General features: G+C 68.9%; 29 protein-coding genes. 18 read left to right on the plus strand and 11 right to left on the minus strand.

Annotated elements, in window-relative coordinates:
* Nucleotides 1-61: 61 nt before the first annotated feature.
* Nucleotides 62-430, minus strand: a complete 369-nt coding sequence (locus tag ACFXMV_RS05455; RefSeq protein WP_378500450.1) for an NADH-quinone oxidoreductase subunit A — start codon at nt 428-430, stop codon at nt 62-64.
* Nucleotides 431-615: 185 nt separating this feature from the next.
* On the minus strand, nt 616-1032 hold the full coding sequence (locus ACFXMV_RS05460; protein ID WP_378500449.1) for a hypothetical protein: 417 nt from the start codon (nt 1030-1032) through the stop codon (nt 616-618).
* Nucleotides 1033-1214: 182 nt separating this feature from the next.
* Here ACFXMV_RS05460 and ACFXMV_RS05465 point away from each other — a divergent pair, with 182 nt between their 5' ends.
* From ACFXMV_RS05465 to ACFXMV_RS05495, 7 genes are read left to right on the plus strand one after another with little or no spacing between them, the layout of a single operon-like run.
* Entirely contained in the window at nt 1215-1517 is a 303-nt protein-coding gene (locus tag ACFXMV_RS05465) for an urease subunit gamma (protein WP_378500448.1), read from the plus strand.
* A 9-nt stretch (nt 1518-1526) separates the two neighbouring features.
* A complete protein-coding gene (locus tag ACFXMV_RS05470) occupies nt 1527-1838 on the plus strand; it encodes an urease subunit beta (protein WP_378500447.1) in 312 nt (103 codons plus the stop codon).
* On the plus strand, nt 1838-3559 hold the full coding sequence (locus tag ACFXMV_RS05475; RefSeq protein ID WP_378503159.1) for an urease subunit alpha: 1722 nt from the start codon (nt 1838-1840) through the stop codon (nt 3557-3559). The genes ACFXMV_RS05470 and ACFXMV_RS05475 overlap by 1 nt, the downstream gene beginning before the upstream one ends.
* Nucleotides 3560-3575: 16 nt before the next feature.
* Nucleotides 3576-4214, plus strand: coding sequence for an urease accessory protein UreF (locus ACFXMV_RS05480; protein WP_378500874.1), 639 nt, complete (start codon nt 3576-3578; stop codon nt 4212-4214).
* Between the two features lie 51 nt (nt 4215-4265).
* Nucleotides 4266-4943, plus strand: a complete 678-nt coding sequence (ureG, locus tag ACFXMV_RS05485; protein WP_077041737.1) for an urease accessory protein UreG — start codon at nt 4266-4268, stop codon at nt 4941-4943.
* Nucleotides 4944-4947: 4 nt separating this feature from the next.
* Entirely contained in the window at nt 4948-5619 is a 672-nt protein-coding gene (locus tag ACFXMV_RS05490; RefSeq protein ID WP_378500875.1) for an urease accessory protein UreD, read from the plus strand.
* The gene (locus tag ACFXMV_RS05495) at nt 5616-5963 is read left to right on the plus strand and encodes an ArsR/SmtB family transcription factor (RefSeq protein WP_378500876.1); all 348 of its coding nucleotides are present in this window, start codon (nt 5616-5618) and stop codon (nt 5961-5963) included. Before ACFXMV_RS05490 ends, ACFXMV_RS05495 begins: the two co-directional genes overlap by 4 nt.
* A 9-nt stretch (nt 5964-5972) precedes the next feature.
* Here the strand turns inward: ACFXMV_RS05495 and ACFXMV_RS05500 are convergent, their stop codons facing one another.
* On the minus strand, nt 5973-7382 hold the full coding sequence (locus tag ACFXMV_RS05500) for an NAD(P)/FAD-dependent oxidoreductase (protein WP_378500877.1): 1410 nt from the start codon (nt 7380-7382) through the stop codon (nt 5973-5975).
* A 223-nt stretch (nt 7383-7605) separates the two neighbouring features.
* Between ACFXMV_RS05500 and gdhA the strand changes: the two genes are divergently transcribed.
* From gdhA to ACFXMV_RS05525, 5 genes are all read left to right on the plus strand, one after another.
* The gene (gene gdhA, locus ACFXMV_RS05505) at nt 7606-8955 is read left to right on the plus strand and encodes an NADP-specific glutamate dehydrogenase (protein WP_378500878.1); all 1350 of its coding nucleotides are present in this window, start codon (nt 7606-7608) and stop codon (nt 8953-8955) included.
* 199 nt (nt 8956-9154) lie between these two features.
* A complete protein-coding gene (locus tag ACFXMV_RS05510) occupies nt 9155-9787 on the plus strand; it encodes a hypothetical protein (protein WP_378501568.1) in 633 nt (210 codons plus the stop codon).
* Between the two features lie 40 nt (nt 9788-9827).
* Nucleotides 9828-10427 (plus strand): RES family NAD+ phosphorylase, encoded by a 600-nt coding sequence (locus tag ACFXMV_RS05515; protein WP_378503158.1) that lies wholly within the window; start codon nt 9828-9830, stop codon nt 10425-10427.
* Nucleotides 10428-10561: 134 nt separating this feature from the next.
* Complete coding sequence (locus ACFXMV_RS05520) at nt 10562-11794, plus strand: hypothetical protein (protein WP_378501571.1); 1233 nt, start codon at nt 10562-10564, stop codon at nt 11792-11794.
* Between the two features lie 218 nt (nt 11795-12012).
* A complete protein-coding gene (locus ACFXMV_RS05525) occupies nt 12013-12588 on the plus strand; it encodes an FHA domain-containing protein (protein ID WP_378501570.1) in 576 nt (191 codons plus the stop codon).
* A 40-nt stretch (nt 12589-12628) separates the two neighbouring features.
* Here the strand turns inward: ACFXMV_RS05525 and ACFXMV_RS05530 are convergent, their stop codons facing one another.
* Nucleotides 12629-13645: a tyrosine-type recombinase/integrase gene (locus ACFXMV_RS05530; protein ID WP_378503157.1), complete on the minus strand. Its 1017-nt coding sequence runs from the start codon at nt 13643-13645 to the stop codon at nt 12629-12631.
* A gap of 564 nt (nt 13646-14209) precedes the next feature.
* Here ACFXMV_RS05530 and ACFXMV_RS05535 point away from each other — a divergent pair.
* Both ACFXMV_RS05535 and ACFXMV_RS05540 read left to right on the plus strand, forming a co-directional pair.
* Complete coding sequence (locus ACFXMV_RS05535) at nt 14210-14830, plus strand: hypothetical protein (RefSeq protein WP_378503156.1); 621 nt, start codon at nt 14210-14212, stop codon at nt 14828-14830.
* A gap of 164 nt (nt 14831-14994) precedes the next feature.
* Nucleotides 14995-15399 (plus strand): L,D-transpeptidase, encoded by a 405-nt coding sequence (locus tag ACFXMV_RS05540; protein ID WP_378502247.1) that lies wholly within the window; start codon nt 14995-14997, stop codon nt 15397-15399.
* A gap of 477 nt (nt 15400-15876) precedes the next feature.
* Here ACFXMV_RS05540 and ACFXMV_RS05545 read toward each other — a convergent pair whose 3' ends face one another.
* The 5 genes from ACFXMV_RS05545 to ACFXMV_RS05565 all read right to left on the minus strand — a co-directional run bounded on the left by ACFXMV_RS05545 (nt 15877) and on the right by ACFXMV_RS05565 (nt 20786).
* A complete protein-coding gene (locus ACFXMV_RS05545; protein ID WP_378502249.1) occupies nt 15877-16515 on the minus strand; it encodes an RES family NAD+ phosphorylase in 639 nt (212 codons plus the stop codon).
* Between the two features lie 7 nt (nt 16516-16522).
* Nucleotides 16523-17119: a hypothetical protein gene (locus ACFXMV_RS05550; RefSeq protein WP_378502364.1), complete on the minus strand. Its 597-nt coding sequence runs from the start codon at nt 17117-17119 to the stop codon at nt 16523-16525.
* Between the two features lie 967 nt (nt 17120-18086).
* Nucleotides 18087-18653: a zeta toxin family protein gene (locus ACFXMV_RS05555; RefSeq protein ID WP_378503155.1), complete on the minus strand. Its 567-nt coding sequence runs from the start codon at nt 18651-18653 to the stop codon at nt 18087-18089.
* Nucleotides 18650-19027 (minus strand): hypothetical protein, encoded by a 378-nt coding sequence (locus ACFXMV_RS05560; RefSeq protein WP_378503154.1) that lies wholly within the window; start codon nt 19025-19027, stop codon nt 18650-18652. The genes ACFXMV_RS05555 and ACFXMV_RS05560 overlap by 4 nt, the downstream gene beginning before the upstream one ends.
* A 214-nt stretch (nt 19028-19241) precedes the next feature.
* Nucleotides 19242-20786 carry an FAD-binding protein gene (locus tag ACFXMV_RS05565; protein ID WP_378503153.1) on the minus strand — a complete coding sequence of 515 codons (1545 nt, stop codon included), beginning with the start codon at nt 20784-20786 and terminating at the stop codon, nt 19242-19244.
* 222 nt (nt 20787-21008) lie between these two features.
* Here ACFXMV_RS05565 and ACFXMV_RS05570 point away from each other — a divergent pair, with 222 nt between their 5' ends.
* Genes ACFXMV_RS05570 through ACFXMV_RS05580 form a run of 3 tightly spaced genes read left to right on the plus strand, consistent with a single transcriptional unit; the run spans nt 21009 to nt 23724 of the window.
* A complete protein-coding gene (locus tag ACFXMV_RS05570) occupies nt 21009-22079 on the plus strand; it encodes a multicopper oxidase domain-containing protein (RefSeq protein ID WP_378498324.1) in 1071 nt (356 codons plus the stop codon).
* On the plus strand, nt 22076-23311 hold the full coding sequence (locus ACFXMV_RS05575) for a ZIP family metal transporter (RefSeq protein WP_378498323.1): 1236 nt from the start codon (nt 22076-22078) through the stop codon (nt 23309-23311). The genes ACFXMV_RS05570 and ACFXMV_RS05575 overlap by 4 nt, the downstream gene beginning before the upstream one ends.
* Nucleotides 23308-23724 (plus strand): Rieske (2Fe-2S) protein, encoded by a 417-nt coding sequence (locus tag ACFXMV_RS05580; RefSeq protein WP_378498322.1) that lies wholly within the window; start codon nt 23308-23310, stop codon nt 23722-23724. Before ACFXMV_RS05575 ends, ACFXMV_RS05580 begins: the two co-directional genes overlap by 4 nt.
* A 7-nt stretch (nt 23725-23731) precedes the next feature.
* On the opposite strand, the gene ACFXMV_RS05585 is transcribed toward ACFXMV_RS05580, so the two are convergent.
* Nucleotides 23732-24073 carry a transglycosylase family protein gene (locus tag ACFXMV_RS05585; RefSeq protein WP_378498321.1) on the minus strand — a complete coding sequence of 114 codons (342 nt, stop codon included), beginning with the start codon at nt 24071-24073 and terminating at the stop codon, nt 23732-23734.
* A gap of 439 nt (nt 24074-24512) precedes the next feature.
* On the opposite strand from ACFXMV_RS05585, the gene ACFXMV_RS05590 reads away from it, so the two are divergent.
* The gene (locus ACFXMV_RS05590; protein WP_378498320.1) at nt 24513-24899 is read left to right on the plus strand and encodes a DUF309 domain-containing protein; all 387 of its coding nucleotides are present in this window, start codon (nt 24513-24515) and stop codon (nt 24897-24899) included.
* A gap of 3 nt (nt 24900-24902) precedes the next feature.
* Here the strand turns inward: ACFXMV_RS05590 and ACFXMV_RS05595 are convergent, their stop codons facing one another.
* Complete coding sequence (locus ACFXMV_RS05595) at nt 24903-26189, minus strand: MFS transporter (RefSeq protein WP_378498319.1); 1287 nt, start codon at nt 26187-26189, stop codon at nt 24903-24905.
* Nucleotides 26190-26197: the final 8 nt, after the last annotated feature.

A 26197-nucleotide genomic window follows, 5' to 3' on the forward strand; every position in this document is an offset into this window, starting at 1 on the left:
CGCCACTCTTCTCAGTTCGGATTTCGGTTCAGATCGCTTCCGGCACTGCATGAACGGGGGCTCAGTCCCAGCTGAGACCGCCGCGCCGCCACTCGTATACGTAGGCCACGGCAACGTTGAAGATGAACAGCGCCATCGCGGCGAGACCGAAGAGTCCGAGTGCGTCGAAGTGCACGGCCCACGGATAGAGGAACACGATCTCGATGTCGAAGATGATGAACAGCATCGCCGTGAGGTAGTACTTCACGGGGATGCGCTGGCCGGGGGCCGCGCCCGCAGGCTGCTGCATCAGGTCGATGCCACACTCGTACGCCTCGAGCTTGGCGCGGTTGTACCGCTTCGGTCCGACGAGCGACGCGACGATCACGGAGAAGATCGCGAATCCTGTTGCAATCGCTCCCAGTACGAGGATCGGCACATAGACATTCATGGTCCGTCAGCTCGCCTCCGCCCATGTCACGCTCCTCAGATCCGAAGCACTTCCCGCGCGATCACTACGGCCTCTGCGAGCCTGTCATGCCGACTCAGGCCGATGTGAGCTGCGTCTCACCCTACCGGTCTGAGGAGTCAGCGCTCGGCGGTTCGTGGGCGTGTCCCGGCGCGGTGTCGGCGGCGCTATTGGGAGGTGTGCAGCAGCGCGATGACGGCGTCGGCCAGGCGGATCGGGTCGATCGGCTGCGGCACCGAGGCCTCCGCGCGGGACCAGTTGGCCAGCCAGGCGTCGTCGGGCCTGCCGGTCAGCACCAGGATCGGCGGGCACCGGCGGATCTCGTCCTTCAACTGTTTGGCGATTCCCATCCCGCCGACGGGTGTCGCCTCTCCGTCCAGGATGGCCAGGTCGATTCTGCCTGCGTCCATGTGTGCGATCACGACGGGTCCGGTCGCCACCTCGACGTACTCCAACTCCGGCAGGTCCGGATGGGGCCGCGTGCCCAGCGCGCGCATGACCTGGGCGCGGGCGTTCGCGTTGTTGCTGTAGACGAGCACGCGCAACGCGACAGGTCGGTCGGGGTCCGGTGTCGCCTCGGTCACAGCCCCGATGCTACTGGCGATCGGTGTCTACGCGCCGCCGCTGCGTCGTGAGAAGCGTGTTGCCTGCATGTTTCGGTCTTCTTACAGCTGGGTCAACCGGCCGGGGAGGATGAGATCGCTCCCGACCTGCGTGGCACCATTGCCCCTCCGGGCACCCGCCCGGCACAGCACCAGGAGGACGGATGCGCCTGTCGCCCCACGAGCAGGAACGGCTCCTGCTCAGCTACGCCGCCGAGCTGGCCCGGCGCCGCAAGGGCAGGGGCCTGCGCCTCAACCACCCCGAGGCGGTCGCCATCATCACCGACCACCTGCTCGAGGGCGCGCGCGACGGTCGTACCGTCGCCGAGCTGATGGCGTCCGGCCGCGAGGTGCTCGGCCGCGAGGACGTGATGGAGGGCGTGCCCGAGATGCTCGCCGACGTCCAGGTCGAGGCCACCTTCCCGGACGGCACCAAGCTGGTCACCGTCCACCATCCGATCGCGTAGGAGCAGACGATGATCCCCGGTGAAATCATCTGCGCCGACGGCGAGATCGAGCTGAACCCCGGCGCGCCTCGGACCGAACTAGAGGTGCTCAACATCGGCGACCGGCCGGTCCAGGTCGGCAGCCACGTGCACTTCCCGCAGTCGAACACGGCGCTGCAGTTCGACAGGGAGGCGGCCCACGGACTCCGCCTCGACATCCCCGCTGGCACCGCGGTCCGCTTCGAACCGGGGCTGGGGCAGCGCGTGAGCCTGGTCCCGATCGGCGGCACCCGCGAGGTGCACGGCCTGAGCCTGCCCGCACCCGGAAGATTGGACCGCTGATGAGCTCGCTGAGCCGGCCCCGCTACGCCGCGCTGTTCGGCCCCACCGCCGGCGACCGGATCCGGTTGGCCGACACCGACCTGTTCATCGAGATCACCGAGGACCGCTCGGGCGGGCCGGGGCTGGCGGGTGAGGAGGCCGTCTTCGGTGGCGGCAAGGTGCTCCGCGAGTCGATGGGGCAGGGTCGCGCGACCCGAGCCGAGGGCGCGCCCGACACCGTCATCACCGGCGTGGTGATCCTCGACCACTGGGGAATCATCAAGGCGGACGTCGGAATCCGCGACGGACGGATCGTCGCGCTCGGCAAGGCGGGCAACCCGGACACCATGACGGGGGTGCATCCCGACCTGGTGGTCGGGCCCTCCACCGAGATCATCGCGGGCAACGGACGGATCCTCACCGCGGGCGCGATCGACTGCCACGTGCATTTCATCTGCCCGCAGATCATGGAGGAGGCGCTCGGCGGCGGGATCACCACCATGATCGGTGGCGGCACCGGTCCCGCCGAGGGATCCAAGGCGACCACCGTGACGCCCGGATCCTGGCACCTGTCCCGGATGCTTGAAGCGCTCGACGGATGGCCGATGAACATCGCGCTGCTCGGGAAGGGCAACACCGTCAGCGCGGAGTCCATGTGGGAGCAGTTGCGCGGCGGCGCTTCCGGATTCAAGCTGCACGAGGACTGGGGCTCGACGCCGGCCGCGATCGACGCCTGTCTGTCGGTCGCCGATGCCGCGGGCGTCCAGGTGGCGCTGCACTCCGACACGTTGAACGAGGCCGGGTTCGTCGAGGGCACCCTCGCGGCCATCGCGGGGCGGGGGATCCACGCCTACCACACCGAGGGGGCTGGCGGCGGGCACGCGCCGGACATCATCACCGTCGCCGCGCAGGGCCACGTGCTGCCCAGCTCGACGAACCCGACCCGCCCGCACACGGTCAACACCCTCGACGAGCACCTGGACATGCTCATGGTGTGCCATCATCTCGATCCGTCGATCCCCGAGGACCTGGCGTTCGCGGAGAGTCGGATCCGGCCGTCGACGATCGCGGCGGAGGACCTGCTGCACGACATGGGCGCCATCTCGATGATCGGGAGCGACGCACAGGCGATGGGCCGCATCGGCGAGGTGGTGCTGCGCACCTGGCAGTCCGCGCACGTGATGAAGCGCCGGATCGGGGCGTTGCCAGGCGACGGCGCCGCGGACAACAACCGGGCCAGGCGCTACGTGGCCAAGTACACGATCTGCCCGGCGATCGCGCACGGGCTGGACGCCGAGATCGGGTCCGTCGAGGTGGGAAAGCTCGCGGACCTGGTGCTGTGGGAGCCCGCGTTCTTCGGGGTCCGGCCGCACGCGGTGATCAAGGGCGGCGCGATCGCCTGGGCGGCGATGGGCGACGCGAACGCCTCGATCCCGACCCCGCAGCCGGTGCTGCCGAGGCCGATGTTCGGGGCCGCGCCGAAGGTCGCCGCCGCGACCTCGGTGCATTTCGTGGCGCCGCAGGCGATCGAGGACGGGCTCGCGGGGCGGCTGAATGTGGATCGTCGGCTGGTGCCGGTGCTCGATGTCCGTAAGCGGGGCAAGGCGGACATGCCGCTCAACGATGCGCAGCCGCACATCGAGGTGGACCCCGACACGTTCACCGTGCGGATCGACGGGCAGGTGTGGCGCGAGCAGCCGGCCACCGAACTGCCGATGGCGCAGCGGTACTTCCTGTTCTGATGACGGTGCATGTGCGATGACAGCGAGACTGGCGAACCTGTTGGCGTTGGCCGACTCCCGGCTCCCCACCGGAGGGCATGTGCACTCCGGGGGTGTCGAGGAGGCCATCGAGTGCGGGCTGGTCCGCGACCTCGCCACGCTCGACGCCTACCTGCGGAGGCGGATCGGCAGCACCGGACTGGTGGCCGGGTCGATCGCCGCCGCGGTGTGCGGTGGCGCGCTGGCCCCTGATGTGGCCGACGCCGAGACCGACGCCCGGACCCCGTCCCCTGCGGCACGCGCCGCGTCCCGGGCGCAGGGCCGGGGGTTGCTGCGGCTGTCCAAACACGCCTGGCCGCAGCACGACTGGTCGGTGCTGGGGATGCGTCCGCACCTGCCGGTTGCCGTCGGCGAGGCCGCGCGGGTCTGCGGGCTGACGCCCGCCGAGACGGCGATGGCGCTCGTCTACACGACGATGACGGGGTCCGCGATCGCCGCGCAGCGGTTGCTCGCCCTCGACCCGGCGGACGTGGCGGCATGCACGTTCGCGCTCTCCGACCTGTGCGACCGGACCGCGGACCTCGCCGCGACCGGGCTCGCCGACCTGTCCGACCCCCTGCTCGACGTGGTCGCGCAGGCGCACCTCGAGCGGGAGCGGCCACTGTTCGCCTCGTGAACCCCTGACCGCCCGAACACCTGAGAACCGCACCACCCGAAGGAGATCCACATGCCCCCGCACCTGATCGACGGAGAACCGCACCAGCACACCCACGACCGCCCCAAGCGGGTACGGGTGCCGGGGGAGCCGCTGCGGGTTGGCATCGGCGGCCCGGTCGGATCCGGCAAGACCGCACTGGTCGCCGCGCTGTGCCGTGAGCTGCGCGACGAACTGTCGCTCGCGGTGCTCACCAACGACATCTACACCACCGAGGACGCCGACTTCCTGCGCAGGCACGCCGTGCTGCCCGACGAGCGGATCACCGCGGTGCAGACGGGCGGCTGCCCGCACACCGCCATCCGCGACGACATCACCGCGAACCTCGACGCGATCGACGACCTGATCGAGGCGAACCCGCCGCTGGACCTGATCCTGGTCGAATCGGGCGGCGACAATCTCACCGCGACCTTCTCCTCCGGGCTGATCGACGTGCAGATCTTCGTGGTCGACGTGGCTGGCGGGGACAAGGTTCCGCGCAAGGGCGGACCCGGCGTCACGTTCTCGGACCTGCTGGTGGTCAACAAGACCGATCTCGCCCCGCTGGTGGGCGCCGACCTGACCGTGATGGAGACCGACGCGGCCCGGGTTCGCGAGGGGCGCCCGACCGCGCTGATCTCGCTGACCGCGGACCCGGCGGCCACCCCCGTGCTGGCCTGGGTGCGCGAGCAGCTGGCCGCGGCGGTCTGACCGGGTGCGTACCGCGCTGACGATCGTCGCCGAGCGGGGCCGGAGCCCGCGGATCGAGGCGAGCGGCGCGCTGGCCGCCCGGATCACCGGGCACGCCACCGTGCACCTGATCTCGGCCGCGGCCACGCCGCTCGGCGGCGACCATCTCGAGATCGCGCTGCGCGTCGGACCGGGGGCGAGCCTGACGGTGCGCAGCGTCGCCGCGGCGCTCGCGCTGCCCGGCGCCGACGAGCTGGTCTCGACCGCGCGCTGGCGCATCGAGGTGGATCGGGACGCGGAGCTGGTGCTCGACCCCGAGCCGACGGTGATCGCGGCGGCCGCCGTGCACCGGACGATGACCCAGCTCGAGCTGACGTCCACGTCGCGGGTGACGGTGCGTGAGCGGACGCAGATCGGACGCGCGGGCGAGGCGGGCGGGCAGTGGTCGGGCGCGCTGCACGCGGACCTGGACGGGGTTCCCCTGCTGCGGCACCGGCTGGAGTTGGGCGCGGGGACCGTCGGGCACGACGCGCTGGACGCGCCGATGGCGGTGCTCAGCGAACTTGTGTTCCCCGACGATCGGCCTGCGGTGGTCGAGCGGTATCCGGGTGGCGGGTCGTGGGTGCGGATGCCGTTGGCGGCGGGCGGCAGCCTCGGCACCCGGTTGGGCAGCTCGTTGGCTACGGTGAGTCCATGACCGGTACCTCGCCCGCGTTCGACCCGGAACAGGTCGCGCAGGCCCGCGCCGCCGTCGCCGCGGTGACCGACCTGCCGGAGTGGGTGCGCCGGTTCGAGCTGCTCGGCGATCCCACCCGGCTGCGGATCCTGCTCGGGCTGCACCGTGCGCCCGGCATCTACGTCTCGGATCTCGCTGCGGCGCTGGACATGAGCACCACCGCCGTCTCGCACGCGCTTCGGCTACTGCGCAATCAGGGCTGGGTGGCGGTGCGCCGGGACGGCAAGAAGATGAGCTATTCGCTCGATGACGAGGTGGTGCACCGGATGCTGCACGACCTCGGCGCCACCCACGCGCACAGCTAGCCGGAGCGGTTAGCCGGCCTTCTCCCGTTCCTCGCCGGTCGCAACCGCCAGCGGGTCGCCGATCAGGCCGGCGTGCTTGGCGCGCTCATAGTCCTGCAACAGGTCGATCGCGTTGCGCGCGAACACCTGCTGTTCCGTCGACGCCATCTGCGCGCGGCCGCGGCCGAGGAAGCTGACGGTCCAGGACAGCATCGTGGAGAACTTGCTGCGGAAGCCGACCAGGTACATCAGGTGGATCACCAGCCACATCACCCAGCCGATGAACCCGGTGATCTCCAGCTTGCCGACCTTCGCAACCGCGCTGAACCGCGAGATGGTCGCCATCGACCCCTTGTCGAAGTATTTGAACGGGTGCCGAGCCTCGGGCGGTTGGCCGGCGACGGTGGCCTTGATTTGCTTGGCGGCGTGCTTGCCGCCCTGCATCGCGACCTGCGCGAGTCCTGGCAGGTTGTCGAGGGCCATCATGTCGCCGATGACGTAGACGTTCGGATGCCCGGGCAGTGACAGGTCGGGGTTGACGTGCACGCGACCGGCGCGGTCGATCTCGGCACCCGACTGCTCGGCGAGCTGCTTGCCGAGCGGACTGGCCTGGACCCCGGCGGACCACACCTTGCACTGTGAGTCGATGCGGCGCTGCGTACCGTCCTTCTCCTTGACCACCAGGCCGTCGGCGTCGACGTCGGTGACCATCGCGTTCGGCTGGATCTCGACGCCCAGCTTCTCCAGCCGCGCCGCCGCGTTCGCGCTGAGCTTGCCGCCGTAGACCGGCAGCACGATCGGTGCGCCGTCTAGCAGGATCACCCGGGCCTCGCGGGAGTCGATGCTGCGGAAGGCGCCATGGAGGGTGCGGTTGGACAGTTCGGCGATCTGGCCTGCCAGTTCGACGCCGGTGGGGCCCGCGCCGACCACGACGAAGGTGAGCAGGCGGGCGCGCTCCTCCGGGTCGTCGGAGAGCTCGGCCTGCTCGAAGGCGCCGAGGATGCGGCCGCGCAGTTCGAGGGCGTCGTCGATGGTCTTCATGCCGGGCGCGAACTCGGCGAAGTGGTCGTTGCCGAAGTACGACTGGCCCGCACCGGCGGCGACGATGAGGCTGTCGAACTCGGTGACCGTTTCTCGTTCGAGCAGCCGCGACGTGACGGTCCTGGCCTCGAGGTCGACCTCGAGGACGTCGCCGAGCAGCACCTGGGTGTTCTTCTGCTTGCGCAGGACAAGGCGGGTCGCGGGGGCGATGTCGCCGACCGAGAGGATGCCGGTCGCCACCTGATAGAGCAGCGGCTGGAACAGGTGATGGGTGGTGCGAGCGATGAGGGTGACGTCGACATCGGCGCGTTTGAGTGCCTGCGCACCGAACAGTCCGCCGAAGCCGGAACCGATGACCACGACGCGATGACGTCGTGATTCCACCGTCTGGATGCTCATGTGCACGCTCCTCCGCAGAACTAGGCGACGTTCATCACGGTAGTCGTCCACCCTCCGTCCGTCCCGGCAAGGCGCGCCCGCACGACCCGTGTCCTGAAGGCGCCGCGAATGTGAGCCCACTCACGTCTACGAGAAGAATCACTTAGCCCTGCTTAGTGATGTGAGGGAGACTTGTGATTGTCTTTACTTTCCATCCCTGCAGATCAAGAGGAGGGCGGCCGCTGTGAGTGGGCATGTCCGTGAGCGCGTCGACAGGTACTTCGAGGAAGTTGTCCGTCGCAACGCCGGTGAACCCGAGTTCCATCAGGCCGTCGCCGAGGTCTTCGAATCGCTCACCGTGGTCCTGGAGCGCCACCCCAACTACGCCGACGGTGCGCTGATCGAGCGGCTGTGTGAGCCGGAGCGTCAGATCATCTTCCGGGTGCCGTGGACCGACGACCGAGGACAGGTTCACGTCAACCGCGGGTTCCGGGTGCAGTACAACAGCGTGCTCGGCCCGTACAAGGGCGGCCTGCGCTTCCATCCGAGCGTCAACCTCGGCATCGTGAAGTTCCTCGGCTTCGAGCAGATCTTCAAGAACGCTCTCACCGGACTGCCGATCGGGGGCGGCAAGGGCGGCTCCGACTTCGACCCCAAGGGCCGCTCCGACGCGGAGATCATGCGGTTCTGTCAGTCGTTCATGACCGAGTTGCACCGGCACATCGGCGAATACACCGACGTGCCCGCGGGCGACATCGGCGTCGGTGGCCGCGAGATCGGTTACCTGTTCGGCCAGTACAAGCGGCTGACGAACTCGTACGAGTCCGGCGTACTCACCGGCAAGGGACTCACCTGGGGCGGTTCCCAGGTGCGCAAGGAGGCAACCGGCTACGGCGCCGCCTACTTCGTCGCCGAGATGCTCAAGACCGCAGGCACCGGCATGGACGGCAAGAAGGTCGTGGTCTCCGGTTCCGGCAACGTGGCGATCTACGCGATCGAGAAGGTGCACCAGCTCGGTGGCACCGTGGTGGCCTGCTCGGATTCCGCCGGCTACATCGTGGACGAGAGCGGCATCGACCTCGAGCTGCTGAAGGAGATCAAGGAGGTCCGGCGCGGCCGGATCAGCGAGTACGTCGAGACGGTGCCGTCGGCCAAGTACGTTGCGGGCGGCTCGATCTGGGACGTCCCCTGTGAGGTCGCGATCCCGTCCGCCACCCAGAACGAGCTCGACGAGAAGGGCGCGCTCACCCTGGTCGAGAGCGGCGTTCGCGTGGTCGCGGAGGGCGCCAACATGCCGACCACCCCCGACGCGCTGCGGGTGCTGCGTTCCGCGGGCGTCGCCTTCGCTCCTGGCAAGGCCGCGAATGCGGGCGGCGTCGCGACCTCGGCGTTGGAGATGCAGCAGAACGCCTCGCGCGACTCCTGGCACTTCGACTACACCGATGAGCGGCTCTCGAAGATCATGTCCGATATCCACGGCCGGTGCGTCGCGACCGCCGAGGAGTACGGCAAGCCGGGGGACTACGTCCTCGGCGCCAATATCGGCGGTTTCGTCAAGGTCGCGGACGCGATGCTCGCGATGGGTGTCATCTGACGCTGATCAAAGGTTCGACTCCGCACACACGTCTTGCGGCCGGCACACCCCCGTTGCATGCGCAACGGGGGTGTGCTCGCGTGAGGGGGTGTGTGCGGGGCCCGCGGCGAGAGCGGATCGCCGGTTGACGTCGACCACCCGCCCGCGACGATCTAGACTAGAGTTCTAGATAGAACCAGACGGGCTCCGGGAGGCGGACATGTCGAACAGTGCGGCACGCATCCGAGGCGGATCGGCGACGCATCGCGACCAGTCCCGCCGGCTGACCGCCGTCGGGGGCGCGGTGAGCGACCACGACCTCATCGAGCTGATCCGCTCCGAACTGGCCAGCCGTCCCTCGCTGAGCCTGGTTGCCGGCCGGGTCTCCCATCTGCTGCTGGCAGGCCAGGTCGATGGCGATGACCCGATTCTCGACCTCATCGATCCGGGCAACGTCCTCGACGAGAAGACGGTGATGCGGGACGCCGTCGAGTACATCTTGTCGTTCCCGCACCTGTCGGCGGGCGAGGTCGCCGTCAAGTACCGCAAGTCCTGGGCCAACCCCAGCGATGCACTGCGTAAGCGGGCAGGTCAGATCATCGGGCTCAAGCAGGGCAGGCGATACCGCTACCCGGAGTTCCAGTTCTCGCTGCCCGAGGACGCCACCGAACTGGTGCACCGGAGCAATATCGCGCTGGGCGCCGAGGACGATCCGTGGGGCGTCGCGTCGTGGTGGCTCACGCCCAACCCCGCCGCGGTGGGCCGCAAGTCGCCTGTCGAACTGCTCGAAGCGGGCGATCTCGACCAGGCCGCCGCCCTCGTCCGGTCCGAGGTCGAGGACGACATTGCCTGACCGAGTGCCCCCACCGGCTGTGACCGCAGCGGTGGCGTCGGTGCCCGCCGGAACGAAGCTGTGGCGCATCCACTCCTGCGCCCCGGACCGGCACGTCCTGACGCTCAATCCCTCACCCGCGGACCCGATCCGAGGCGGCCGTTTCGACTCCCCGGACGGCTCGTACCGCTACAGCTACTTCGGCGATGACATCTCGGTGTGCATCGCGGAGACGTACTGCCGCTCGCTGCCCCTCGACGACACCGTGCCCCGAATCCTGCGTCGGCGAAAGCTCGAGGGACGGGTCCTGTCGCAGGTACAGGTCACAACGGAGTTCCCTGTCGCTCTCCTGCACGGCAGGCATCTCGCCGCCATCGGCCAGGATCTCTGGCTGACGAAGAGCGATCCCGTCGACTATCCGCGGACCCGGCAATGGGCCGCGGCTGTGGTGAGCGGAACCGACGCTCGCGGCATCAAGTACCGGGCACGCAACGACGAGGATTGCTTCTCCATCGTCATGACGATTCGTGCGGATGCGGCGCCGCCCGTCGAGCTGGGCGATCTGATGAAAGTCGTGCGCGACCCGATTCCGCTCGACGACGCGGCCGGTCTGGAACTGGTTCGCTCGCATCTCGCCGTCTACAACGCCACGCTGCGCTGACCGGGGCACGCATTCCGTCGACCGCGCACGAAGGTCGGGCGTAGCCTGAGCACACCCGCCGGAGGGAGCTCGGCATGTCGGTTGCTCCGCCGCGTTCGACGATCGCGACCCGCGGTGTCGTCGCGATCTTCTGGATGGCGCTCGTCGCGGCGTTCGCGGTCCCACCCGCCCACGCCGATCCGATCGGGCCCCCACCCTCGCCGGCCTGCGCCTGGCGGTTCATGTCGAACGACACGGTCCTCAACGTCGCCTTCCCGGACGCCAACGCGACCTACTGGGTGCTGCCGTACGCGTTGGGCGGCGACGACCGGATCGAGCTGAGCGGGGACTACCCCGCCGCGCGGTACTTCTCGCTCAACACCTACGGCACCGACCTGAACACGGTCGACACCTTGCGCGACGACCAGATCGTTCCGGACCCGGGCAGCGGCAACCCGTTCGCCGAGGGCCCGTCGGACGGTTCGGCGGAGCCTGGACGGGGCTGGCACGCCACGGTCGTACCCGGCGAGGCCGACCATGCTCGGAACCAGATTCGGGCGCTGCCGGGCGGAACGACGACCCAGGCCGTGCCGATGGGCTTCCTGATCATCCGGGTCTACGTACCGGACAACGCGGCCTCGCTGCCAGGCGGCGTGCCGCTGCCCGCGGTGACTCTGGTCCGCAGCGGGGGTGCCGCGACGATCCCGGTCTCGACGTGTCCGGCGGCGTTCGACCCGGCGGCCGCGTCCAGCGGGCCGCTGGGACAGGCGATGGAGGCGGCCTTCGACCGGCTCATCGCGGGCGCGGCGTCGGGGGCGTTCCCGGGGAACGTGCCGGAGGCGACATTCGTGAACCCGGCCAGCACCTCCGGTCTGTTCCCCAACGGCGACAACAAGTACATCGGTGCCGGGTTGACCTATCAGCCCGGCCGGATCGTGGTGGTGCGGGGCCGGGCGCCGACCTTCCCGGACACCCGGGCTGGTGTGCCGGTGACCGAGCCGGGACAGCAGGTGCGGTACTGGTCGATGTGCCAGAACGACCAGGTGTCGCCGTACCCGGTGGTGGCGTGTGCCGCCGACTTCCAAACGAAGGTGGATGCGCGGGGCTACTACACGTACGTGGTGGCCGCGCCCGCCGACGTGCCGACGGCCGCCGCGTCCGATCCCACGGTGACCGTCCTGCCGTGGGGGTCGACCGAGGTCCCGAAGAAGGTGCTGTTCATGCGGCACATGCTGCCCAGCCAGGACTTCTACCCGCAGTCGGTGCAGGCGTCGCAGGCCGCGGGTTCCGATCCGGCGGCGACCATGGGCGAGTACTACCCGCGGGCGACCTACTGCACCACCGCGGATTTCGAGGCGGGCGGATACCAGGCGTGCCTCGATCGGTGAGCGGCCGACGGGCGGGGTCGAGCAGAAGGCCGCGCATCACTTCGAGAAGTTCCAAGGTGTGATTTCTGACGTTGTCTGACCCAAGGGTGGGTGATTGTTCGCCCTGGGGTGATGGCGGCACAGGGGTGGCGCGGCTCAGCATTGAAGGTGTCCCCAGAGGTGGGCATCCGAGCCGACTCGGAGGCCCCGAACCCCCGACTCACCCACATGGAATTGCGATGCCGACTGCCAACAACCCCACCCCTCTCGCTGCCCGGCACGGCGAAGGCGATTCGCCCGCCGCGGCGCCGGAAACGGTCGAAGCCGATGCCCCGTGCCTGTACTACACGGACGGCGGACGTCAACGGAAACTGGTGCTGTCCACCCTGACGCCCCGCGTGCTCATCGGCCGGGCGAAGGAGACTCATGTCGCACTGACCGCTGATCGGACCGCCTCGAGACTGCATTCGGTCATGGAGTGGGCGGACGGGCACTGGACCATCCGCGACGAAGGCATGTCCCGCAACGGCACCTTCGTCAATGGCGAACGACTGGTCGGACGCCGACAGCTTCGACTCGGCGACAACATCTGGATCGGGAACTCGCTGTTGGCCTTTCGCGGTCCCGGCGACAGGCGGGGGGAGGCGGGGCCGGTCGGATTGGCGTCGCAGCCGACCGAAACCGGGGGACACGGCCATTCGATGAGCACGGAGGAGATCAAGGCCCACGTCGGCACGATGTTCGCGCCTGCCGGGCCCGGCCCGCGGCGGCGCGGTTCAGGACTGCGCAGGTTGGGTCGGACGGCCGCAGCGTGAGCGGTTCCCGAGAAGGCATGGCCGCCGATCTACGGGTGCGTCACCAGTCGGCTCGGGCCTCCTCGGCACGGGGGAGTGCGCCAGCCCTCGTCACGAGCCCGTACGCCGGGTTGAGCGCCGCCGCGTCGCGGACGGACGCCCCCGCACCTGCGGTGTACCGCTGCGTGGTGTTCATGGACTCGTGGCCGAGCATCCGCATCAAGGTGTAGATGCTGACGTTCTGGTCGGCCATCGCGGTGGCGAAGGTGTGCCGAAGCTGATGTACGAGCGCGCCCTTCGCGCGGTCGCCGTTGATTCCCGCGCGCCGGTAGGCGCGTTCGACGCGGTACTGCAACGTCCCGCGCGTGATCCGTCGACCGTCGCCGCCGACGAACATGGGGTCGGCGGCGACGAAGCGCTCCCACGGCGAGACATCGGTCCGCGGACGCCGTCGCGCCGTGTCGGGAAACCGTTCGGAGCGACTGACGAGGTAGTCGCCGAGCACGTCGACGACGGCCGGCTCGACGGTGACCACGCGCTCCTTGTTGCCCTTGCCGTGTACATGGATCACCTTGGCGTGACCGTCCCCGTCGTCGACCGCGTCGCGCAGGTCCCCGAGATCGACCGCGATCAGCTCGGCCGAGCGCATCCCGGTCAGCAGCCCGGTGAGGATGAGCGCGAGATCTCGTTCCGGCCAGGCGCGCGCACCGTGGTCGTCCGCCGACTGCAGCGTCGCGATGAGCCGTTCGACCGAGTCGGCTCGAAACGCCTTCGGCAGCGTTTTGGGTGCCTTGGGACGCAGCACAGCCGACATCGGGTTGGCGACGATGGCGTCGACGGAGAACAGGAAGTCGCACAGCATGTTCCAGGTCGACCAGCACCGCCTGATCGACGCCGCCTGGTGGGTCCGCGCATAGTCGGCGAAGGCCGCCCGCACGGTGGTCTTGTCGAGGGCGTCGAGGGTGAGTTCCGCCGCGGTCGCCCCGATGGCACGCGCGAGGGCATCGGCGATGAGGGTGTAGTCCTGGCGATACGCCTTGAGCGTGTTCGGGGAGGGTTTGGCGGTGCTGCGGTGCACGAGGAACTCCCCGAACCACGGGGCCAGTCGATCCCGTTCTCGACCTCCCCTCGGAACGCGTTCGTCGTCGGGTTCTCGCACCGTCACCATGAGCGGGCACGCTATCGGGAGGCACCGACACCGAGGGGGAGCGGGTCCTGCCGCCCGGCTCATTCATCGCGGGGGCGGGGAGGCGGGTTCCTCGGCCGGGTCCGGCCACGACGAAGATCGGAAATCGCGCTGAGCATGGGAAACGGTTGATAATGTCATAACGCCTGGGCGATCGGCATTCGCGCCGAAGCCGTGGTCGATTGTCGCTCTCGGGCTCAGTCGGGGAGATGCTTGCGTCCCGAAGCCAGGAATAGGGGCCGATTCCCGGCGACTGCGGGGGAGGGGAATCGGTGAATGCACTTGCTGGTCAAGATAATTCGTGCACCTATCCACCTGCGGCGGCGAGAGGTCGTCACAGCGGGGATCGCTTTACTGGGGGCGGTGCCGCCTTCTATCCTAGGAGCATCGGGCGGTCATGGATCTGATCAAAGGCCGCCTTTCTTCCCGTGACGGGAGCATTCAGTGATACTTCGGATGGCTAAAGCTGTACTTGTGATGGTGATCGCGACGTTGGCGTTGGCGGCGACGGGAATCGGGGCAGGCGCGGCAACCGCGCAGCCGCCGCCTGGTCCGGACGGTGGCGCCGCGATCAACTTCCGTACCGGCATCGGCGCCGACGGCATGTCGGTCGACACGATTCTGGACTCGGGGCTGTTCAGAATGACCCCGGCGGGGGACTCGGTCGAGGCCGTGGACACGACGGGCGCCGTCGCGGGGATACTCCCGCTGACGTTCACCGTGGCAGGCACCGACTACCTGCTCATCCCGTCGATCGGCAACGACGGCAGGGCTCTGAGCCTGACGCCCGAGATCGTGCCGCAGGTGGACCCGGTCGGTACGGAGGCGGCGGGCAGAACCAGGGATCAGGCGGCGCTGAACGCGTACATCCAGGCCCAGATCGGTTGGGCGGCAGGCGGATGGATGGGTGCCTCGATGGGTGCCGCGATCGGGGCGGCGGTTCTCTGTGTTCTCATTCCGGTTGTTGGCTGCGTACCTGGCGCGATGATCGGAACCGTCGTCGGTGGGTACATGGGCATCGCGGCGGTGAACCCGAACTTCCAGCCGGCGGTCGACGAGTTCCTCGACACCTTCTGACGTACGGCGCTCCTTGTGGGCATCGATCGCCGCATTGACCGCGGTGTCGGCAGGCGCCGATACTGGTGGGAGGTTGTTTCAGGCAGTTCGTACCTTCGGGTCGCACCGTGACATACGGGGGTTTGGCCATGTGGTTGCGTGAGTGTGTATCGGTCGGAGTGGCGGTGGCGGCCGCGACCCTGGCCGTCACGAGCGGCGCGGCTGCGCAGGGAGTGGTTGGCGGGGCTCCGTGCTCCGCGGATGCCGACGCCTGCGTGGATCTCTCGGCCGAGCAGGCGTGGCTGATGGGCGGTGGGGCGGTGACCTACGGTCCCACGCCGGTTCGGCACGGCATGCCCGGCTATGAGACGCCGCCGGGGACCTTCGAGGTGACGTTCAAGAGCATCGATCACTGGAGCACGATCTACGACGCTCCGATGCCGTACTCCGTGTTCTTCAACGGCGGCATCGCGTTTCACGAGGGATCGCTCGACCGGCAGTCCCACGGATGCGTGCGCATGACGATGGAGGGCGCGCAGACCTTCTTCGCGGCGCTGTCGCCAGGCGACGTCGTGGAGGTCGTGCCGTAAGGGGAGTGGGTCTTCACCCGGCGAGCGTTCGAGTGCGCCGAGGGGATGGTGACGTTCCGTGATGTTCCTCGCCCCGGGCCGGCCTAGCGTGCGGCCGCAAAGATAATGACATAACGCCTGGCGTATCGGCTCCGGGCCGAGAAGCAGTGGTGCGGACCGGTATATACGTCCCGTCATGTGTTCCTCACGGTCAGAACTCCGCTAGCGGGGAGGGACGGTACCCGCCGTGCGACGAGGAGGGTCGTTCCGACTGGCCTTCGCTCGGGGGGGCGATCCTTCGGGTGGGCCACGCGCAGGGGAGCGGTGATGGATGCGCGATTCCGCCCGAGTCGGGAAATGCGTTGGTGCGGAAAGCTTTACGGGAATACGTCACCTCGATTCCGGGCCGGGAGGTCCTTCGGGCCCGGATCGAGGCGAGGTGGCGTGGGCGCGACCATGCCGAGATCGCGCGGAGGTTCCTACGGAAAGAGCGCCTGGTCAGGGCGCGAGTGCCGCGTTGTGGGCGGTCAGCAGCGCGCCCAGTAGGTAGTGACCGTCCGTGGAGTCAAGCGGGATCAGCCCGCCGACGGCCGCGACCGCAGGGTGGGCTGGGGTGGCGGGGGAGCCGGCCAGCATCCACGACAGGGTGTTCTCATCGTGGCGGGGCCGGTACTGCACGCCGTCGACGCCCGGATTGGCGGCGAGGATGGCCTCGGCCCATCGTCGTGTGTGCAGGTATCCGGACGGGTCACACTTCGTCAGCCACACCCCCGCGTTGATCCGAGCAGAACCGGTGCCGGTCAAATCCACTACCCGGACTTGGCGGGTGGTGCGCAACTCGCTCAGGACGCGGCCGCTGATCTGTGCGCGCGGTATCAGGCGGGGGGACTGATCGACAGGCAGGTTGCGACACAGCGTCTCGGCTACCGCTGCGGCCGGGCTGTCGCCGATGTACAGGTACGCGTACGAGTCGTCGAGGCTGTCGAATCGGCCACCGGTCCGCACGCGGGGGCGGGGGGTCGGGTTCAGGCCGGCGGCGGCGCGAGTGGCGCGGTGGATGCGCCATACCGACGTGCCGACGGGGATCGTGGTGAGCAGCGCAGCGGGCAGCGCCGCGGGTGGATCCGTGTAGTCCACCGGCCGCTCAGTCCTGGGTCAGGTCGTCGGCCATGTCCCGCAGATCCTGCTCGTGCCCGCCGGCGACGGCGAGCTCAGCCGGTGAGCGGGGGTCGTCCGTGAAAGCGGTCGGATTGAGCCACCACGACGCCATGCCCCACGGATCGTCCTTGGCGCCGAGCGCCTGATTGATCTCGGCGACTATCGGCCGTACCTCGCGTCGCTCGGCGTCGAACTGGAAGGCGGGATAGAGCTTCTGGCCGGACGCAGGCAGGGCGATCACCGTGCCCGTTGCGGTCAGGCGGCTCGCCGTGTTGCGGCTGCTCGCTGCCTTGCCGAGGACTCGGCTGACCGCGGTGGAGTCGAGCATTTCGTGCCGTTCGACGATCGCGTTCAGGGCCGAAGTGACGATCCGCGTACGGGCAACCGCCGCGGCCGCGGGGTTGGTGACGGCCCGCTCGTGCTGGAGCGCCAGGGCAGGGCTCATGGCCAGAAGCGCCGTCACATCGTCGCGGACCGGCCGCAGGTTCGGGCGGCGTGAGATCTCGTCGGAGAGAAGGTCCACGAGGTCTTGGTCCGACAGGGCATGGATCGACTCGCGTGCGCGGTCACGGTCGACGAGCATGTTCACCACCTCCAGTAGTGCCGCCAGTGTACCGCGTACCCTGTGCGTCAGAGGCTGAGCTGACGAGAGGGGTGGGGGCGGCAAGGCGGGTCGGTGGGGGATTTGATCGGACCCACCCTGCGATACATGTAGTCGGAGGGGCGCCCGGGACGGCCAACGTCGAGGCATGGGCGCCTTGTTGCGGATGGGGAGACCTCGTGCCGGATCGGAATCGCCAAGTGGATGATGGTCACCGCAGCTGCATTGGTGAAAAGAATTGTGCTACACCATGTTTCATGGATAACAGTGATTATCCATGAAACATGGTTCCGGCCAGGGTGCTCGATGCGGCCAGCTCGCCGGTGGGGGTCCGCGCCGCGAATCGTCAACGATCGGCAGGCGATGCTCGGATGATCGATCTCATTGGTGACCATTTGGTCCGCCGTGACGATTCGGTGTGCGCACGGTTATGCGTTCGGACTCGTGCAGGGCGGGTCCTCGCGGCCGGGGGTGGGCCGTGTTCGGCCGCAATCCAAGCCGCGGCGACTTCCGGTGCCCGGCGAATCGCCAGATGTCTGGGGCTCCGTGGCTCGCGCCGGGGCACCGTTGGATCCACTCGAGATGACATAATGTCGATTATCGGTTGCCTACCAAACTGCGGTGATAATCACTGTTCGTTCGGTTCGTTCGTCAGTCACGTGGCGTCGTTCGTGTCGTGTCGCGTGTCGTGTCGTGTCGTGTCGACGCGACTGCTGGACATTGACGAACCGCATGTCTTGCCGTGTTCGCTCGGCGTGTCCCAGTTCGGCATCCGAGGCCTGCCGGCCAGATCCGTCCGACTGCCCTCACCGTGAGGTCTCGAATCCGTTGGTGCTCCGCTTTCCGGGTCGGCGCGCCCGCTGGCGGCACTCGCCCGACGTATTTGCTCCACCGAGGAACACTCGGTCATTACGTCACAGTGACGAATTGAGGAGGGTGCGGCGGGGTGTCACTGAACCAAATCTGCCGGTGTCCATGCCGGCCACGTCGGCTCACCGACTGCCTCGCCGTCGACGAATCTCGCCACAATCCGGGTGACGTCCGCGGCGGTGTTGTCGTACACCGTCGCGTGGTCGGTGCGGTCGATCGCCTCAGCCACCAGCGACCAGAGTCGCTCGTATCGCTCTCGGATCTTGTCCTCGGGCACCCGATGACCGCCCTCGACGACCCGTTCGGCGACGCGAGCGACGGACAGCTTCACCGGCACCAAGATCACGTGCAGCACGACGACGAATCCGGCGCGGCGTGCGTTCACGATCAGGTCGAGTTTCGACGGGTGCGAGAACACTGTCTCGGCGATGAACGATTCACCCTGCGCGATCAGTGCGTCGCGGATGGTCGATGCGACGCGTGCGGCCTCGTAGGAGTGCTTTTCAGCGCTGTCGGGCCAGCGGTCCTTGGCGATCACGTCGGCGTTGACGAAGACGCTGCCGGGCAGCAACGGCGCGAGTCGTTGCTCGACGAAGGTCGTCTTGCCGGCGCCGTTCGGGCCGACGACGAGGTCGAGTCGCCTCACAGGATGATCTGGGTCCCGTCAGGTAGGTGTTTGACGACGCGGCCCTGCTCGTCGAGCACGATGGAGGCTCGGCCCTGCGCGGCGCGGTCGGCGACGTGGTTGCCGGTGGCCAGTGACTCCTCAAGTGCCGCCGCGATCTCGGCATTGAACACGACGCCTTCCTCGACGGACAGTTCGCCCAGCGGGACCCGCCCGGCGAGAGCTGCCTCGACGCGGCGACGTGCGACCTGCCGCTGGTTCGACACCTCGCGGCCGACGCGGGCCCAGTGTTCGAGCTGCTGGCGCGCTGAGCGGCTCTCCCGCTCCCCCTCGGCCGCGGCCGCGTCGACGAGCTCCGACGAGAACCTGGTGACCTTGTCGACGACGTTCGTCATGACTCCTCCTCCGGGCGGAATGGCAGCGTCATTTCCAGTGTAGCAATCTGCTACACCCTTCCGCTCATCCTTTCCCACGCGGACTGCGCGGCGATCGGCTCGGATGGAAATCGCCTCGACCGGCGCTGGGTGCAACTCGGCCGCGGGCACAAGACGGCGCACCCGCCGTGTCCCGAAACCATCGGGACGGTGGCGGGTGCGCCACATCGCCTGCCTAGCCCCGGGAGGTCATGTCCTTCACCGCGAGGTGGCCGAACAGCATGCTGGTGCCGATCGGGTTGCCGCCGCCGGGATAGACGGTGCCGCTCGGCGCGGCCATCGTGTTGCCCGCGGCGTACAGGCCCGCGATCGGGTTACCCGACTTGTCGAGCACCCGGGCGGCGGTGTCGGTGCGCAGCCCGCCCTTGGTGCCGAGGTCCGAGATGCCGAACGCGGCCGCGTGGTACGGGCCCTGGTCGATGGTGACCAGCGGCGGCTCGCCGCCCGAGAAGGCGCGGTCGTAGGCTTCGTCGCCGCGGCCGAAGTCCTCGTCGACGCCGCCCGAGACCATCCCGTTGAAACGGGCGACGGTGGCCACCAGGTTCTCGGCAGGCACGCCGATCTTCTCGGCGAGTTCGTCGAGGGTGTCGGCGGTGTGCCACAGCCCGGCCTCGACGTACTTCTCGGTTTCGACCATGGAGACGTTGGTGGCCTTGACCGGCGGCACCTCGCCCTCCTTGTGGTCGTAGACCATCCAGTACGGCAGGGTTGCCGTGCCGTCCTCCAGCTGGCCGATGATGTCCCGGCCGAGGCGGTCGTACGGCGCGGACTCGTTGACGAACCGATTGCCGTCCTGGTTCACGAAGATGCCGCCGGTGAACCACAGCGCGAACGCCGATCGGCCGTCCGGATGGGTCATCCCCGGCGACCACCAGGCCTCGCCCATCAGGTCGGTGTCGGCGCCGACGGCAATTCCCGCCTGATGCGCCTTGCCGAGATTGGCCCACGGTCCCATGGTGTCGCGGGCGACGCCCGGTACCCCGAACTTCTGCCGCAACTCGTCGTTGCCCTCGAACCCGCCTGCCGCCAGCACGACGCCCTTGCGGGCGCGGATCGCGGTGCGCTCGCCATCACGCTCGACGATGCCGCCGACCACGGCGCCGCCCTCGACCACCAGCTCGACCAACGCGGTGTTCAGGGTGAGGGTGGCGTTGGGGTACTTCTCGATCGCCTTCAGGAACCGGGCGATCAGCGCCCGGCCACCGATGAAGTAGTCGTCGGGCTGGGGGTTGCCGAGCCGGTCGGTGTCCAGCGGCCCGCGCACGACCTCGCGCAGCTCGGGTGCCTCCGACACCGGCAGCGGGGTCGGCATGGTGTGGCGCTGGCCGTCCAGGCGAGCCTTGGGGGCCTTGCCGAAGTAGTCGGGCCAGGGCAACATCTCGAACTTCAGGTGCTCGTCCGCCTCGAGGTACTCGATCAGCGGGGCGCCGCCGCGGACGTAGGCGTCCTGCAGCTCGCGCGGGGTTCGGTCCCCGACGACGGCGTGGTAGTACTCGAGTGCGTCCTCGATGGTGTCGTCGGTGCCGGCGCGCTGGAGTACCGGGTTGCACGGGAACCACACTCCGCCGCCGCCGGAGTACGCCGTGGTGCCGCCGAACTTGTCGGTGGCCTCGACCAGGATCACCGACAGCCCCTCGCGGGCCGCCGTGTAGGCGCCGGTGACGCCGCCGCCTCCGGATCCAACCACCAGCACGTCGCAGGTTTCGTTCCACTGGATCATCTCTGCCGCCTCTCGCAAACATCTCGGACTCTGCGACGCTAGTTCGCGCCGTGACTCACGACACACCGACTTCCCGCCCAGGGGGACAGTGTCCGCGATCCGGGTGCAAGCGCTCCCCTGCGCGGCCATCGTGAACACTTAAGTTTGGTATGGCAAACTTAATGATGTGAGAAGACGAAACCATGTGCGTGGCACTCCCGGAGTCCGAACCGGGGCCCGGCGGTGAGCGCGCCCTCGCGCCGTCAGCTGCTGATCGGCGGGGCGCTCGCGGGGTCGGCCGGGCTGTTGCTCGGCGCGGGAAAATCTGCGGGATCGCCGACCTCGGAGCATCCCGGCGGCCACGGATCCGGGGCCGTCGACGGACAGGCACACGGCTCGGCCGCAACAGGCCACGGTGGCGGGGCGAACGGGGCCACTTTCCGTCTCGGCCAACAGGTCGATCACGTCGCGAACGGGTTCAACCCCACCGACCTGCTGCGCGACTTCGACTACGGCACCACCTCCGTGTTGCCCGACGGGCGCACGCTGCGCGAGTGGCAGATCTTCGCCAGCGACGAGGACATCGAGATCGCGCCGGGGGTGTCCTTCCCGGCGTGGACCTTCAACTCGCGGGTGCCGGGTCCCGCATTGCGGTGCCGGGAGGGCGACCGGCTCCGGGTGCGCTTCACCAACGGATCCGAACACCCGCACACGATGCACTTCCACGGCATCCACCCGGCCGAGATGGACGGGATCCCCGGGTTGGGGCGAGGCATCATCGAACCCGGCGCGTCCTTCACCTACGAGTTCGACGCCACCCCGTTCGGGGTGCATCTCTACCACTGCCACGTCAGCCCGCTGGCCGAACACATCGCACGCGGCATGTACGGCACCTTCATCGTCGATCCCGCGCAGGGCCGCCCGCCTGCCGACGAGATGGTGATGGTGATGCACGGCTACAACACAACCTTCGACGGGGAAGGGAACCAGCTCTACGCCGTCAACGGCATCCCGTTCCACTACATGCACGAGCCGGTGCAGGTGAAACGCGGTGAGCTGGTGCGCATCTACCTGGTCAACATTCTCGAGTACGACCCGATCAACAGCTTCCATGTGCACGGCAACTTCTTCGACTACTACCCCACCGGGACGCGGCTCGAGCCCGCCGAGTTCACCGACACGATCATTCAGGGTCAGGGGCAGCGCGGGATCTGTGAGATGCGGTTCCCGTATCCGGGCAGGTATATGTTCCATGCCCACAAGACTGAGTTCGCCGACCTGGGCTGGATGGGATTCTTCGAGGTGACCGAGTGACGAGCGAGCCGAGGCGCCCGGCGCCGGACCGGGCCGATACCGACGGGCCGGAAGGCGGAGAGCCAACCCGGGCGGGAGCGTGGCTCCGCGGCGCGGGCGTCGCGGCGATCATCGCGGTCGCGTTGGCGGCGCTGGCCATCCTTGCCGGGCAGAGCCTGCCGGAGCGTGCCGGTCCCCCGATCGAGGAGATCGCGGTCGAACGGACCGTCCTCGAGCCGGGCCAGATCGCTTTGACGCTGCGCAACGTCGGACCCGACCCGGTCACCATCGCGCAGGCGTTCATCAACGATGCCTACGTCGACCTCGACGGCGCCGAGGAGCCGATCGGACGGCTTCGGGCCGAGACGGTCACATTCGACTATCCGTGGATCACCGGCCAGCCCTATCTGGTCTCGATGCTGACGAACACCGGTCTCGTCATCGAGCACGAGATCCCGGCCGCGGTGCCCACCCCGGAACCCGGGTTGGCCTTCTTCGGCACGATGGCTCTGCTGGGCACCTACGTGGGGATCATCCCGGTGCTGCTGGGAATGCTGTTGCTGCCCGTGCTGCGGCGGGCGGGCGCCCGCGCGGTCAGGTTCGTGCTCGCCCTCACGGTCGGCCTGCTCGCCTTCCTCGCCTTCGACGGCGCTGGTGAGGGATTCGAGCTCGCGGCGGTGTCCGGTGGCGCATTCGGCGGGGCAACCCTCGTCGTCCTCGGGGCGGCGGTCGCGTTCCTCGCGCTGACGGGGATCGACCGGTACCTGCGGACCCGGCGAGTGGGTGCGGACTCGGCGGGTGCGTCGGGTCTGCGCCTGGCCGTCATGATCGCCGTCGGCATCGGGCTGCACAATCTCGGCGAGGGACTGGCGATCGGATCCGCCTATGCGGTCGGCGAACTCGCCCTCGGCGCATTCCTGGTGATCGGGTTCACCCTGCACAACACCACCGAGGGTCTGGCCATCGTCGCCCCACTCACCCGACGGCGCACTCCCCTGCCGGTGCTGCTCGGGCTCGGATTGCTCGCGGGCGCGCCCGCCATCCTCGGGGCCGTCCTCGGCGCGGGCGTCACCAACGGCGAGGTCTCCGCCTTGCTGCTCGGTGTCGGTGTCGGCGCGATCATCCAGGTGATCGCCGCGATCGCGCCGTCCCTGCGCGGCCCCGACCGCGCCGCCCCGGATCCGTTGGTCCTGGTCGGTATCGCAGCCGGAATCCTGCTGATGTACCTGACCGGATTGGTGGTTCCCGCATGAGCGACGTCGACCGGCCGGGGGCGATGCCCCGCAGAGCCTTCCTCACCACCGCCTGCGCAACGGGGTGTCTGGCCGTCGCGGGCTGCAGCACCGGGGCGGCCGCCGTCGGGAACAAGCAGAGCGCCGAACCCGCGCGGATCGCGACTTCCGAGGTCCCGGTCGGCGGCGGGATCGTCCTGGCCGAGCATCAGCTGGTCCTCACACAGCCGGAACCCGGTGTATTCCGGGCATTTTCGGCGGTTTGTACCCATCAGGGCTGCCTCGTGTCCGAGGTGGGCGACGGCACCATCAACTGTTCGTGCCACGGCAGCCGGTTCTCGATCGCCGACGGTTCGGTGGTCCGCAGGCCGGCCAGGGAATCGCTCGCCGGCTACGCGGTCACCCGTGCAGGCGGCATCCTCACCGTCGAGTGACGCGGGATCAGAGGTACTGGCCGCAGACGGGCCATGCGCCCGGGCCCTGGCCTGCGAGGACGTTCTCGCCCACGCGGATCTGCTCCTCGCGGGAGGCGTTCGCGGCGTGGCCCTCGCCGCCGTAGGCGGCCCAGGTGCTCGGGGTGAACTGCAGGCCGCCGGAGAACCCGTTGCCCGTGTCGGTGGCCCAGTTGCCGCTGGCCTCGCACTCGGCGACCGCGTCCCAATTGTTACCTGCCGCGTTGGCGGTGCCGCCTGCCAGGCCCATCGGGACGGCGACGAGGGCGCCGGTCATCGCGACCCAGCCGAGGGTCTTGGCGGCGGTGCGGCGTGCATGATTGATCGACATTTGTTGGGGTCCTCTCCTGCATCCGAGACTGGCGGCGGGGTCTCGCCCCGCGGCGTCATGGCCTCGTCACTGCCCTGATGTATTGCGTCGGACCGGATCCCGCAGGGCAGTTCGCGAAGGTATGCGAGCCGGTGGTGGTTCTCGTTTGTGAACCGGAAGCGACGGTAGCCGCAGTCGGCCGGCCCCCGCACCCCCCTGCGCCCGGGCTCCGGATTCGGACGGTCGTTCAGAAATCGGGGTCGGTCGGGACTCCCGTGCAGGTCGCAACCGAGATATAAACATCTTCAAACGTGTCCAGTCCGTTACCTCAATGTGACGAAGGTCACTCGGCGGTGTCCGCCTGTCGGGTTGCTTTTGGCGGCGATGGGTCGCGCGTCCCCCGATGCCTGCGCCCGACGGAACCCTGGCCGCGACGAGCCGGAGGGATTAGATTCGGGACATGGCCGACGTTTCCGAGGGGCCACGGCTCGACCTCGGCGCCGCGATCACCGAATCGCAGCGGCTGATGGACCACGGCGATCCCGCGCGGGCACGGGACCTGCTGGAGGCGGAATCGGCTATCGCGCCCCCGGGTGAGCTCGAGCTCTGGCAGGGCCTCACGCAGCTCGCCGAGGGCCTCTCGCGCGCGGTTCGGGGCGAGCGCGAGGCGGCGACGCAGGCGCTACGACAGGGCCGGGACCTGATCAGTGCGTATGAGGACGGGCCGCCGCACGCGCTCGACGTAGCGGGGCTGAGGGTCTGGTCCGCGCACCTGGTCGACGAGCTCGCCGTGACCACCCGCGATCCGGGCTGGGTCCCGCCGGTCCCCCGGCTCAGGATGCCCTGAGGGTCACCGCGAGGTGCGCGCCCGGACGGGTTCGGGCGCCGCCTGCGCCTGCCTGCGGTTCAGTGCGAGCACCGGGATCAGCGCAAGCGCGATCAGCCCGCCGCCGAACGAGAGCACCGCGAAGCTGCTCGACGCGACCACCATGCCGCTGGCGATGCCGCCGCCCGCGCCTGCGAGCGCGATGCACAAGTCGACCGAGCCCTGGGTGCGCGCCCGGGTCGCGAGTGGGGTCGCATCGGTGAGAATGGCTGTGCCGCTGATCAACCCGAAGTTCCAGCCGAGACCGAGCAGCGCCAGCGCGACGGACAGCAGCACCACGGAATCCGTTGGTGCGAGGGCCGCGACGATGCCCGCCGCGAGCAGGGTGATGCCGGCGGCGACCACGACCGGGATCCGTCCGAACCGGTCGGCGAGTATGCCGGTCAGCGGCGACGGCAGGAACATGGCCGCGACGTGGATCGCGATCACCAGCCCCGTCTGTCCGAGTCCGTGCCCGTGATCCATCATGTGGATCGGGGTCATCGTCATGATCGCGACCATCACGATCTGCGTCACCACCATCACCGTGGCGCCGACGAGGATGCCCCGGCGCTGCGTGTCCCGGTCGGGCTCCTGAGGTGCGTCTTCGGCGACGGTGACCGCTTCCGACTGCAGTTGTTGCGCGACGCGCAGCGGGTCGGGGCGCAGGAACACCCAGAGGAACACTCCGGCGGCGGCGAACGCGGCCGAGGACAGGATGAAGGGGCCGGCCAGCACCGGGATGCCCCATCCTGCGGCGACGTCGCCCATCACCTCCACCAGGTTCGGGCCTGCCACCGCGCCGAAGGTCGTCGCAACCATGATGGTGCTGACCGCCCTGCCTCGATGTGAGGCCTCGGCCAGGTCGGTGCCCGCGTATCTGGCCTGGAGGTTGGTCGCCGTCCCGGATCCGTAGACGAACAGGGAGACGATCAGCAGCGGCAGGTTGTCGACGACGGCCGCGACCACCACGCCCGCGCCGCCCGCCGCGCCCGCGAGGTAACCGATGCTCAGCCCGGTCCGGCGGCCCAGGCGGTGCGAGACCCGCCCGACCAGCAGGGCCGCGGCCGCCGATCCGAGGGTGAACAGTGCCGAGGACAGACCGGCGAACCGGCTCGACCCGAGCATTTCCTTGGCCAGCAGGGCGCCGACGGTGACGCCTGCGGCCAGTCCGGCGCCACCGAGGACCTGCGACGCCACCACCACGATCAGGGTCCGTCGCTGCGTACGCGTACGGAGGTCACCGGGGAGTGCGGGAGACGTGGTGTCCATCAGCGTCT

Source organism: Rhodococcus sp. NPDC059179 (genome assembly GCF_042754885.1).
In the GTDB taxonomy this organism is placed as follows: Bacteria; Actinomycetota; Actinomycetes; order Mycobacteriales; family Mycobacteriaceae; genus Rhodococcus_G.